Genomic DNA, 12,751 nt, shown 5'->3' on the forward strand with positions numbered 1-12,751 from the left:
ATAAGCTCCCTACTATTTAAACTAATTCAGCTAAATATTCCCATCTTTCGTAGGCATTAGCTAACTCTTCTTCTAATGTTTCTAATTGTGTTTGTAATTCTTGTAATTTAGCAAAATCTTGTGCTTGTTGGTTCATTGCTTCTTGAATTTCTTCAATTGATTCTTCTAATCCAGCAATTTTTCCTTCGATTTCTTCCCACTCTTTTTTCTCATGGTACGTCATCTTTTTAGCTTTTTCTGGAGTAGAAGATTTCGGTGTTTCAGCTACTTTTGGAGCTTCAACAGTTTTAGTTTCTTCTACTGTTAACTCACCTTGTTTTTCTAAGAAATCACTCATAGAACCATAATACAATTCAGTATTTCCTTGTCCTTTAATCACAAATAATTGATCCATTGTTTTATCTAAGAAATAACGGTCGTGAGAAACTACAATGACTGCACCATTAAATTCATCTAAATAATCTTCTAAGACGGTTAATGTATCAATATCTAAATCATTCGTTGGTTCATCGAGTAATAATACATTTGGTTTTGTCATTAGAAGGCGTAATAAATATAATCTTCTTCTTTCTCCACCTGATAACGTACCAATTAATGCTCCATGCATATAGCGAGGGAATAAAAATGTTTCTAATAATTCCGTAATCGAAGCTACTTCACCATTTTTTTGTCGAACTTCTTCGGCATATTCTCTTAAATATTGCACTAATTGCTTATCCATTGGAATATCTTCATCTTGTTGCTTATAGTAAGCTAAGCGAACTGTATCTCCTACAGTCAGTTCTCCTTCACTAAATGGATATAGACCTGCAAGAGCATTTAGAAAAGTAGATTTTCCAACTCCATTTTCCCCAACAATTCCAATTCTAGCTTGGCTTTGAATAATCCATTCTAGAGAACGAACAATTGACTTATCTCCAATTTGTAAGCTGACATCTTTTAATTGAAATACTCGTTTTCCAATTCTTGTTTGATCAAAACGAATGGCTAAAGATTCTTTAGAATCTGTTTGTTTCACTTCTTTTTCTAATTGTTCAAATCGTTGAATTCTAGCTTGTTGTTTTGTTGTTCTAGCCTTAGCACCTTGTCTCATCCATTGTAATTCTTGTTGGTATAACCGTTGTTGTTTATGAGACATTTTTTGCGCAATTTGTTCTCGTTGAGATTTTTGTTCTAAATAGGATTGATAATTCCCATCATATGCTTCAATTCTCCCTTGAGTTAATTCAAACATATGGTCTACAACACGTTCTAAGAAATAACGATCATGAGTTACTAATAATAAGGAACCTTTATACGCAGCTAAATATTGTTCCAACCATTGAATTGCTTGCATATCTAAATGGTTTGTCGGCTCATCTAATAATAATAAATCCGGCTCTTCCATTAAAACTTTGGCAAGACCTACTCGTTTCTTTTGCCCACCAGATAATGTAGAAATTTGTTGATGAATATCCTCAATTCCCACGTGTTGTAAAATGGATTTAATTTTTACTTCATATTGCCATCCATCCACTTGATTCATTTTTTGTTCCAACGCTTCAAATTGTTTTAAATATTTTTCATCTTGTGGATGCTGTTGTAATTGTTCGACACTCCATTCATAATCATGAACTAATCTCAATAATGGATTGTCTGATTCATAAATGGCTTCAAATACCGTATGTTCAGGATTTAAAGAAGGATTTTGTGAAAGATACCCAATTCTAAAATCATTTGAACAAGTAATCGTACCACTTTCTGCTTCATCTATTCCGGCTAAAATATTTAATAGCGAGCTTTTTCCGGTACCGTTTTGACCAATTAAGCCGACATGTTCTCCTTCATTAATAATGAACGAAACATCTGCTAATAATGTTTTAGCACCATATGTTTTTTTCAAATGATCTACACGAAAATCTTTCATAATACTCTCCTTTTATGATTAAAATAAACCGGTCGCTCTTCCGTCTTCTAATACATCCATCTCTAATGCAGCTGGTTTTTTTGGCAGTCCTGGCATTGTTAAAATATTACCCGTTAAAGCTACAACAAAGCCTGCCCCTAATTTAGGAACAAGAGATCGAACCGTTAATTCAAATCCCTTTGGTCTTCCTAATAAAGTCGCATCATCTGAGAAAGAATACTGCGTCTTCGCAATACAAACTGGCAAATGATTCCAACCATTTTTTTCTAATTGTTTTAATTGTAATTTTGCTTCTTTTGTATATTGAACAGAACTTGCTCCATAAATTTTAGTTGCAATAGCTTCCAGTTGTTCTTCAATCGTACTATTTTCTTCACAGACTGAATGGAATTGAGGTGTTGAATGTTCTAATAAGTGTAACACTTCATTTGCTAATGCTACTCCACCATTTCCACCATTTTCCCATACAGAAGTCGAAATACAAGAAATTCCTTTTTGCTGACAAAGTGTTTGAACTAATTCTTTTTCTTTTTGAGTATCCGTCACGAATTCATTTAATGCCACCACTGCTGGAAGTCCATAATGTTCTGTCATGTTTTCAATATGTTTTTCTAAATTATCAAAGCCCTTTTCTAAAGCTTCTAAATTTTCTCCTTCTGTTAATCCAGAAAGGGAAACTCCTCCATGCATTTTAAGCGAACGAATCGTTGCTACAATGACAACTGCATCAGGTGCTTTTTGTAATTGAGGAACTTTAATGTCTAAAAATTTCTGAGCCCCTAAATCGGCTCCAAAACCTGCTTCTGTTACAACAATTTCTCCAAGTGCTAAAGCCGTATTGGTCGCAATTACACTATTACATCCATGTGCAATATTAGCAAACGGTCCACCATGTACAATAGCAGGCGTATGTTCCAATGTTTGAACTAAATTTGGTTTTAAGGCATCTTTTAGTAATAATGTTAAAGCCCCTTGAACATTTAAATCTTTCACTGTTACTGGAACTTTATTAAAAGTGTAGCCGATAACGATATTTTCTAAACGTTGCTTCAAGTTCTTTAGATCTGTTGCTAAACATAAAATTGCCATCATTTCACTCGCAACAGTAATATCAAATCCATCTTCACGAGGAATACCTTGAATCGGACCTCCTAATCCTACAATAACTTGTCGTAGAGCTCGATCATTTAAGTCTACAGCTCTTTTCCAAATGACTCTTCTACTATCAATTTGTAATTCATTTCCCTGATAAATATGATTGTCAATGAATGCTGCTAATGCATTTGTTGCATAAGTTAATGCATGCATATCCCCTGTAAAATGTAAATTAATTTCTTCCATTGGAACAACTTGTGCATATCCTCCGCCACAAGCTCCTCCTTTTATTCCCATTACAGGTCCTAACGAAGGTTCCCGAAGCGCAATAATGGATTTTTTCCCTAATTTTGTAAAAGCATCTGCTAATCCTATTGTAACGGTTGATTTCCCTTCTCCTGCAGGAGTTGGACTCATCGCAGTAACTAATACTAATTTTCCTTTTTGCTCCTTAGAAATTCGATTCATATCAATTTTTGCTTTATATTTCCCATAAAACTCGATTTGTTCTTCTTCTAAGCCAATACTTGAAGCTATATCAATAATTGGTTTCATAACAGCTTCTTGAGCAATTTGAATATCAGATTTCATCCTTATCCCTCCTCTAATTAACTGTAACGTTGAAATTTTCTTTTAAATGCATAATAAGTAATTGCTAATGGAACTAAGGAACCAAACCACGCTAAAGGATTAGCCGTTGTTAACCCTATATAGCCAAAAGCTTTTGTTAATACTAATGCTGCAAACACACGCATCATTAACTCCATGATTCCTGCAAAGGTTGGAATCACAGTTTTTCCTACTCCTTGTAATGTATAACGATAAATAAATAATAATGACAAAATACCATAGGAAGAAGAATTAGCTAAAATATAAAGTCTTCCATATTCCACTACCGATTCATGACCAGCACCAACAAACATTCTCATAAAATGTGGACTAAAAAGGATTAAAATAAACCCTACACAAAAACTAAATGTAAGGGAAAGCTTAATACAATCTCTAACACCTTTCCAAATACGATCATATAATTTTGCACCATAATTTTGAGCTGAATAAGTTGCCATTGTAATTCCAAATGACATCATTGGTAATATTCCTAATTGGTCAATCTTTTGTGCAGCAGTGTATCCAGCGACCGCTTCATGCCCCAATTGATTTAAAACAATTTGAACAGTTATCGTTCCAATCGCAATAATAGACGATTGAAATCCCATTGGAAAAGCAATATTCATATGATGGACTAAAAAATCTTTTGTAAAATAAACTGAATCCTTTTCTATATGTAAAATTGGAATTTTCTTTTTAATATAAATATAACAACAAACAGCAGAGAATAATTGACTTACTACAGTCGCAAATCCAGAACCTCCAACTCCCATCTTAAAATAAACGATAAATACATAATCTAAAAAGACATTTAATAAACATGATAAGATTAAAAAATAAAGTGGCGTATTTGCATCTCCAATAGCACGAATAATATTCGATAGTAAGTTAAAAGCAATTTGAGCAAAAATACCAGCAAAAATCACCATTAAATATTCATAAGCATAGTCAATAATTTCTGGAGGAGTTTGCATTATTTCTAATATTTGACGACAAAATAGCATACTGAATGTCGTCAATAATATCGTTGCTCCTATAGAAATTAAAGTAGAAACATAGAAACTTCTTTTTACTCCTTGCATATCTTTAGCCCCATATTTCTGGGCAAGAGGAATCGCTAATCCAGCGGTCATACTGATGGCAAAGCCAATAATAAAGAAAACAATACTTCCAGTAGAACCAACTGCTGCAAGTGCTTGTACCCCAATATATCTACCAACAAAATAAGTATCTGCCATATTATAAAATTGTTGAAAAACATTCCCAATTAATAAGGGTAACGTAAACCGAGAAATTAATTTCATCGGATTTCCAGATGTCATATCCTTCGCCATTTTACTCCTCTTTTCTATACATACTCAATTCCATAGTATACTAAAATCTACAATAATATAACAGTCATACCATCAGAAAATTTAAAAACTTACAAAAAATAGCGGTAACATTTCTCTTTTTTAGCCCTACAAAGTATGTTACAATACAAACGAAAAGAGGCGAAGATTTATGGTTGAATTTGATAAAGAAAAAATTGCAAAAATGCAACAATATTTAGCAGAAATAACAGATCCAAACTTCCAAGGAAGTGCTACAGACAAAAGAATGGCTGTAGCAGAATTATTTAATTATTATCATTCAGATTGGCAGCAAGATGCCCTTCATTTTGTTGATAAAAATTTAGAACTATTTGATGATCAACGGATGCAAGAAATTTTTAAATCGTATAACTCTGGAAGAAAAAGTCCTCAAACGGTCATTCGTCAAGAAGTAAAAAGTAAATATAAACGACCAATGAGACCAGGAGAAGATTAAATAAAATTACAAACTAAAAGGCTTAAAATCTACTCATGATTTTAAGCCTTCTTTTCTATTTCATTATCGAATTCCTAATGCAATTCTCGCATAACGAGACATTTTTTCTGGAGACCAAGCTGGGTACCATACTAATTTAACATCAATCGTTTTAATTTCTTCGATTCCTTTTAATGCACGATGAATTTCATCTGTAATAATATCTGCTAATGGACATCCCATTGTTGTTAGTGTTAAATTCACTTGGCAATGTCCTTCTTCATTTAGCTCTACTCCATAAATTAATCCTAAATTAACAATATCAATTCCTAATTCAGGATCAATCACTGTTTCTAACGCTTCTAAAATTTTTTCCTTCATTGATTCTGGTGTTTCACTCATACGATTACTCCTCTACTAATGATTCTTTTAAAAATTCTACAGATGCTTCAATGGCTTTAAACGTAACAAAGTGTGGCACTTCTGGTGTTTCAATCCATTTCACACGACCCGCATACGGTTCATCTTTAATCTTTTCGTAAAATGCACGGTTTAATGCATATGGAACTTTTTTATCTTCTAGTCCATGCCAAATTAATACTGGACGACCTGCAATTGTTTCAGGATTATCTGCTAATGATAAACTTTGTAACATTGGAATATATTTATCCATTAAATCAGGAGTTAATTCTACTGCTGGTTTATCTTTCATCCAAGTAGAAGTAAGCGACCATTTTGCAAATTCAACTGGATCTGCATTCCCCATTAAACTAACTGCAGCGTATAAAAATGGAAAATGTTTTAATAATGCGTAAGTTGTCATTCCACCCATACTGAAACCAATTGCTCCAATTTTATTATCGACTAAATTTTCTTTTTGATAAGCTCCGACTAATGTTGGAAATTCTTTAACATTTTGCCCAATAATTTCCCATAATTCAAAGCCATTTAATTCAGATGTTTTTCGCTCTCCATGATATAGCTGATCTGGTAAAATGGCGCGCATGCCATTTTTAGCAAGCATTGCTCCATAGTGAATACAATTTTCCTTACTCCCAGTCCAACCATGATAACAAACCACTGTCGGAATCTTCTTATCTTTATTTTCTTCTTGAACAATTTCTAAAATTGGAATATTTTCAATCACTTTTTCTTGAATTATTATCATAACTAACCTCTTTCTTCATATTTTATAAAAAATATGGTACACTCATAAGGATATTGTAACTAAATTGACAAGTTGCCGTCAATTAAAATCGATTAGATAAATCACTTTAGGAGGAAAAAATGAAACCAAAATTAATTGCTATTGACTTAGATGGGACTACTTTAAATGGACAATCTGAATTTAATCCTATTACCATCCAAACATTACATCGTTTAACAGAACTTGGTCACAAAGTTGCGATTGTAACGGGACGTCCTTATAGAAGTTCAAAACATTTATATGAAGATTTAGGATTAGGTGGACCTATTGTTAACTTTAATGGCGCTTTATGCCATATTCCTTCTAACGAAGAATGGGATGGTGGATATCATTTGACATTAGATGAATCTATTGTTTTTGATATGTTAGATTTTCATAAAGAATTAGACTGTGACTATTTCATGGTGGAAGGAAAGCATCATTTATATGCTACCATTGAGAACATTCCTGACTCTCCATACTACCCAAAAGATCAACAACCAATTTTATTACAAAAAGATACTGAGTTAAAAGAAAAGCCAACAGCCATTACTGTTTTTTCAAGTGTTGAAAAACAAAAGAGTATCAAGGAAAGAATTATTCAACGCTATGGTAAAACTATTGATGTTCGTACTTGGGGCGGAGAGATGCCATGTTTAGAAATCGTCACAAATGGGGTGCATAAAGCAACTGCTGTCGAACATTTATCTAAATACTTTGGAATTCCAAGAGAGGATATTTTAGCATTCGGTGATGAAGACAATGATTTAGAAATGATTGAATATGCAGGTCTTGGAGTCGCGATGAATAATGCTATCGATAGTTTAAAAGAAATTGCTGACGACATTACTCCACTTCCACATAACGAAGATGGGTTAGCACATTACTTAATGAATTATTTTAATTTAAAAGCTTAGATGAATCCGTCTCTTACAAAATTCAAGAAGAAAAAATTCCCTTTGTTAGCTAGGCCGCCAGCAGCCTCGCTTTGCGAGGTTCATGGCTAAAATTCGAACCTCGGTCTCGAATTTTGCCTGTAAAAAAATTTTTTCTTCTTAAATTTTTATTTGCACCTTAAAGGAATTTCGATACTCAAACTGATTCACCGATAGGATTTGTCAAACAAAGTTAAAATACAGAATTATCAATTAATTCTCTTCACGAAAAAATATTCAGAATAGTTATCTTCTGCATTTTCATAATGACCAACACGTTCATATCCCAATGCTTCGTAAAACTCTTTTCCCTGCCAGTTAAAGGTATCTAACCGGATGATATTAACTCCCATTGCAGCTGCACGTTTTTCCATCTCACAGATTAACTGGGTACCTATTCCTTTTCTCCTGTATTCTGCGTCAACAAAAACAGTTGATACATAGAGGATTTTAAATGCGGTAACACAGGCATCCAATCCACCAATTAGTGTACCATCAATCTCAACACCGATCCGGATGTATCCGTTCATTTTATAACTTATATAGTTTCTATCAAATAAACTCAGTCTCGTTTCGATGTTCTCAACCTGTTCTTCATTTAAATCTATAATTTCCATATAAGCATATCTCCTTATAAAATGTATTTAAGGTATTAAACGCGAACTATACGCCTAAATAAGCGGCATTTTTTACTCCTTTTATCTTATTTCTATAATTCAAAACTAGAGTAACAGATTCTCTTCACTCTTGCAAACAAATATACACTTATCCATCTCTTACAAAATTTAAAAAGAAAAAATTCCCTTTGTTGGCTAGGCCGCCAGCAGCCTCGCATAGTGAGTCTCATGGCTAAAATTCGAGCCTCAGTCTCGAATTTTGCCTGTAAAAAAGTCCATCTAAAAGATGGATTTTTTTACTTTAGCTACAAAGAAAATTTTTTCTTCTTAAATTTTTATTTAATCCATAAAGGAATTTCAATTCTTAAACTGATACACCAATAGGATTTGTTGAACAAAAAGTAAGATATAGTTAGAATTATTTACATATTTTTTAGATTCTGTTATACTTTAGATACAAAAAGAGCTGAGCGGGAACTCGACTCTCTTGTAGACCGTTAAAAAGACGGTGGCTTATTGAATGACATAAATAACACCACTCAACTCGTCAAAGTTGTGAGCGGTGTTATTTTTTTGTCGTTATTTCTATGATTTTGACAATCAATGATAACAATGCCAATAGTACCATGGCAAATGTACCAATCAATGCCATTACTTCATAGTTTGACAAATCGCAACCTCCTTCCTAGTAGATTTAATTCAATGCTCATAAGCATCACCTACCTTATTAAGAGATTGCCACCGCTTTCAAACTTTCTACGCATATACTGTACCATAAACATTTCTAAAATGGAATAGCTCTATTTTTAATCTTTCGATTTATAATTTAGTTTTCCCCTATCTAAGTTTTAGAACAGAATTGTATACTTATCAAAACAATTGAAAAATTATGCTCATCTCTTATAAAATTCAAAAAAAAATTCCTTTTGTAGGCTAAGCCGCCAGCAGCCTCGCATAGCGAGTCTCATGTCTAAAATTCGAGCCTTGGTCTCGAATTTTGCCTGTAAAAAAATCCATCTTCACGATGGATTTTTTCACTTTAGCTACAAAGAAATTTTTCTTTTTAAATTTTATTTATACTAATCAATCATTTAAAACTATTGTCAATTATACTTCACTAGGCTTTCTTGTCTTCTTATATTGAACAACAAAGATTACTAAAGCTAATAAAATTAAACTTGTAATAAACATTAAACTATATTTTCCAGCAAATGGTAATCGATCCATATTCACGGAAAAAATTCTTGCTACGACTGTTGTAGAAATAGCCCCAGTAAACTGCTGTAAAGTATTGACGATACTATTTCCATCTGCTTGAACATCTTTATCTAATTGCATTAAACAAAATGTTACATTGCTTCCCATTACTAATCCATTACCACTCATTAAAATAATATTCAATGCTAATAATGGAAGAATAGCTAAATGCTCAAAGAATAAGCTAATCAATACTCCACCAATACTTGCTAGAATTAAACCTGTTAATAAAGGCTTCAACGGTCCTTTCACATCAAACCATTTACCTGAAACAGGAGATAATAATGCAACCATTGCTGCACCAGGGAACATAAATAGTCCAGCGGTTGTCACACTTTGATTTAGCCCTAATTGTAAATAGTTTGGATATACAAATGATAAACCTAGAACTGTTGCTTGGAATGCTAACACTACATACAACATTCCATTAAACGTATGATTTTTAAATGGTGCAAAAGATAATAAAGCATTTTTACGATTGAAGTATTCAAATAATCCACCCGTTACTACTGCACTTAATAGCCATACAAGAGATAAATGTTCAATTGCCATTAATAAACTAGCTAAACAATTCGCTAAGAAGAAAAATGCTAGTAGATTAAATGGAGATTTTTGAATACTCTTCTCTTTTGGAATTGCCCATAAACCAATGACTAAAGAAATCACTAAACATGGAATTAAAATCCAATAAATAAATCTCCATCCTAAAGCAGCTGAAACTAATCCACCAAAAGTTGGCCCAATCGGTGGTGCTAGGGCAGTCGTCATAGAACCTAATCCAATCACTGTACCATGTTGCTCAATTGGAACTTGCGTTAATACGATATGGAACATTAATGGTAAAGCAATCCCCGTACCGACTCCTTGTAAAAATCTTCCAAATAACAACATGATTAAATTTGGAGAAATACAATTGATTAAAACTCCTAAAATAAAAATTAAATTCGAAGCTAAAAATAATTGTCTTGTTGTAAAATTACGTACTAAATACGCAGAAATAGGAACAACAATAGCAATCGCTAATAAATAACCCGTTGTCACCCATTGAATTCCAGAAGAAGTTGTCTGAAATTCTTGCATTAATGTCGGAAATGTCACATTCATTGCCGTTTCAATTAATACACCACAGAAACTCATAATGGCTGTCGCAATTACTGCTGGCAATACATGCCATTTTTCATTATTCATTCATGTTACATCCTTTCAAATTATTGCTATACATTTCACTAAAAATCCATAGCCAAATATCTTACCATAATTTATTCTTAAAATGCCAATGATAACTATTTTAAGAACAAAGAAAGAGACCAGACAAAAGCCTGGCCATTTCTATTCATTCAATCTTTATTTTTCTAATGCTTCCACTAACAATTCCACTTGTGTATCTAATTCAGATTTATCTTCATCTGATAGAGTTAAAACACCTGTTTGGAATCCTGCTCCGATATGAAGTCCCACTGTTTTTTCTAGTGGATTCATGCGCATTTTAGTGGCTAATTCTGTTAGAGCGCGTAAAACATTTGCTCCGCCAGAATGTCCTGCTGCACTACTGAAAACAATTAATTTACTATCAATATAAGCAGGAGGTGCATAAGAAGTAATATCTAATGAACGAGACATCCAGTCTAAACCATTTTTTAAACTTCCTGGTAAACTTCCGTTATATTCAGGAGACACAATCCAAATAGCTTGAGATGCTTCAAAATCTCCACGATACTCTTCTACAATAGCAGGAGCTGGGAATTCAATATCTTGACTGAAAAATGGTACATCTTTAAAACTAATTTGTTTTGTTTGATAGCCTTTTTCAACTAATCTGTCTTGTACATAATCAATAATAGTTTGGTTAAAAGATTCTTTTCTCAATGAACCATTAATGAATAATACTTGTTTTGACATTGCAAACTCTCCTTCTATTTATTAACGTTTTTTCTTTAATTTTTTCAATTTATTTTGTTTTTGGCGACGAGCATATTGTTGCATAGCGATTTGACCTAATTTATTACGGCCTCCACCCATGCCTAGTTGTCCCATCATCGATTCCATTGCTTGCATATTACCGTTTGACATTTGATTCATCATTTTTTTAGACTCATTAAATTGTTTAATCAAACGGTTTACTTCTGCCAATGGACGAGCTGAACCTGCTGCAATTCTTTTACGTCTTGCTTGAGATAAAATATCTGGATTTTCACGTTCTGCTGGCGTCATTGATAAGACAATAGCTTTCATACGTGCTGTATCTTTTGGATCCACTTTTAAATCATTTAATCCTGGAATTTTATTTAACCCTGGAATCATTTTTAAGATATCTTCCAAAGGTCCCATTTTATTCACTTGATCTAATTGGTCGATAAAATCATTAAAGTCAAATGTATTAGCTTTAATTTTATCTGCCATTTCTTGAGCTTTTGCTTCATCAAAATCTTGTTGAGCTTTTTCAATTAAAGTCATGATATCGCCCATACCAAGAATACGAGAAGCCATACGTTCAGGATAGAAAATTTCGAAATCTTCTAATTTTTCACCACGACCAGAGAATTTAATTGGTTTTCCTGTTACAGAACGAATTGATAGTGCCGCACCACCACGAGTGTCCCCATCTAATTTTGTTAAAATAACCCCAGTAATATCTAAACGCTCATTAAATGTTTCAGCAACATTCACAGCATCTTGCCCTGTCATTGCGTCGACAACTAATAAGATTTCATTTGGATTTGCAACAGCTTTAATATTTTGTAATTCTTCCATTAAAGCTTCATCGATATGTAAACGACCTGCCGTATCGATGATAACTAAGTCACGACCTTCAATAGTCGCACGTTCAATTGCTTGTCTAGCAATCTCAACAGGATTAACATCAGTTCCTAATGAAAATACTGGATAATTTAATTGTTTTCCTAACGTTTGTAATTGATCAATAGCGGCTGGACGGTATACGTCGGCTGCTACTAATAATGGACGTTTGTTTTCATGTTTTGCTAAGAATGAAGCTAATTTACCAGCAGTTGTTGTTTTACCTGCCCCTTGTAAACCGACCATCATCACAACAGTAGGTGGTTTTGGTGAAAATTGGAATGGAGCTTGTTCTCCCCCCATTAATTCTGTTAATTCTTCATTAACAATTTTTACAACTTGTTGTGCTGGAGATAAAGCTTCTAATACATTAGAACCTAAAGCACGTTCATTTACTTTTCGTACAAAATCTTTTACAACTTTGAAGTTAACATCCGCTTCTAATAAAGCTAAACGAACTTCACGCATCATTTGTTTTAAATCAGCTTCGGTAATTTTTCCTTTTTTCGTTACCGAACCCATCGCATTTTGCAAGCGATCTGATAATCCTTCAAATGCCATT

At 33.2% G+C, this 12,751-nt stretch carries 12 protein-coding genes; 2 read left to right on the plus strand and 10 right to left on the minus strand.

The window, feature by feature from the left end; all coding sequences use genetic code 11:
* Positions 1-16: 16 nt before the first annotated feature.
* The 3 genes from RWM24_RS04965 to RWM24_RS04975 are packed head-to-tail and all read right to left on the minus strand — an operon-like array spanning position 17 to position 4,944.
* The gene (locus RWM24_RS04965; protein WP_314112148.1) at positions 17-1,906 is read right to left on the minus strand and encodes an ABC-F family ATP-binding cassette domain-containing protein; all 1,890 of its coding nucleotides are present in this window, start codon (positions 1,904-1,906) and stop codon (positions 17-19) included.
* A gap of 18 nt (positions 1,907-1,924) precedes the next feature.
* On the minus strand, positions 1,925-3,592 hold the full coding sequence (locus tag RWM24_RS04970) for a formate--tetrahydrofolate ligase (RefSeq protein ID WP_314112150.1): 1,668 nt from the start codon (positions 3,590-3,592) through the stop codon (positions 1,925-1,927).
* A gap of 17 nt (positions 3,593-3,609) precedes the next feature.
* Positions 3,610-4,944 (minus strand): MATE family efflux transporter, encoded by a 1,335-nt coding sequence (locus RWM24_RS04975; RefSeq protein WP_314112152.1) that lies wholly within the window; start codon positions 4,942-4,944, stop codon positions 3,610-3,612.
* Positions 4,945-5,113: 169 nt separating this feature from the next.
* On the opposite strand from RWM24_RS04975, the gene RWM24_RS04980 reads away from it, so the two are divergent.
* A complete protein-coding gene (locus RWM24_RS04980; protein ID WP_314112154.1) occupies positions 5,114-5,419 on the plus strand; it encodes a dTDP-glucose 4,6-dehydratase in 306 nt (101 codons plus the stop codon).
* A gap of 63 nt (positions 5,420-5,482) precedes the next feature.
* On the opposite strand, the gene RWM24_RS04985 is transcribed toward RWM24_RS04980, so the two are convergent.
* Positions 5,483-5,800, minus strand: coding sequence for a metal-sulfur cluster assembly factor (locus RWM24_RS04985; RefSeq protein ID WP_314112156.1), 318 nt, complete (start codon positions 5,798-5,800; stop codon positions 5,483-5,485).
* A gap of 4 nt (positions 5,801-5,804) precedes the next feature.
* Positions 5,805-6,566: an alpha/beta fold hydrolase gene (locus RWM24_RS04990; protein WP_314112157.1), complete on the minus strand. Its 762-nt coding sequence runs from the start codon at positions 6,564-6,566 to the stop codon at positions 5,805-5,807.
* 119 nt (positions 6,567-6,685) lie between these two features.
* Between RWM24_RS04990 and RWM24_RS04995 the strand changes: the two genes are divergently transcribed.
* Positions 6,686-7,501, plus strand: a complete 816-nt coding sequence (locus RWM24_RS04995; protein WP_314112159.1) for a Cof-type HAD-IIB family hydrolase — start codon at positions 6,686-6,688, stop codon at positions 7,499-7,501.
* A 227-nt stretch (positions 7,502-7,728) separates the two neighbouring features.
* Here RWM24_RS04995 and RWM24_RS05000 read toward each other — a convergent pair whose 3' ends face one another.
* From RWM24_RS05000 to ffh, 5 genes are all read right to left on the minus strand, one after another.
* Positions 7,729-8,136: a GNAT family N-acetyltransferase gene (locus RWM24_RS05000; RefSeq protein ID WP_314112161.1), complete on the minus strand. Its 408-nt coding sequence runs from the start codon at positions 8,134-8,136 to the stop codon at positions 7,729-7,731.
* Positions 8,137-8,701: 565 nt separating this feature from the next.
* Positions 8,702-8,788, minus strand: coding sequence for a hypothetical protein (locus tag RWM24_RS08345; RefSeq protein WP_399539384.1), 87 nt, complete (start codon positions 8,786-8,788; stop codon positions 8,702-8,704).
* A gap of 455 nt (positions 8,789-9,243) precedes the next feature.
* Positions 9,244-10,581 (minus strand): MFS transporter, encoded by a 1,338-nt coding sequence (locus RWM24_RS05005; RefSeq protein WP_314112163.1) that lies wholly within the window; start codon positions 10,579-10,581, stop codon positions 9,244-9,246.
* A 156-nt stretch (positions 10,582-10,737) separates the two neighbouring features.
* The gene (locus RWM24_RS05010; protein WP_314112165.1) at positions 10,738-11,292 is read right to left on the minus strand and encodes an NADPH-dependent FMN reductase; all 555 of its coding nucleotides are present in this window, start codon (positions 11,290-11,292) and stop codon (positions 10,738-10,740) included.
* Positions 11,293-11,313: 21 nt separating this feature from the next.
* On the minus strand, positions 11,314-12,750 hold the full coding sequence (ffh, locus tag RWM24_RS05015) for a signal recognition particle protein (RefSeq protein WP_314112167.1): 1,437 nt from the start codon (positions 12,748-12,750) through the stop codon (positions 11,314-11,316).
* Position 12,751 lies beyond the last annotated feature (1 nt).

The sequence above is a fragment of the uncultured Granulicatella sp. genome, from assembly GCF_963516875.1.
Classification (GTDB): domain Bacteria; phylum Bacillota; class Bacilli; order Lactobacillales; family Aerococcaceae; genus Granulicatella.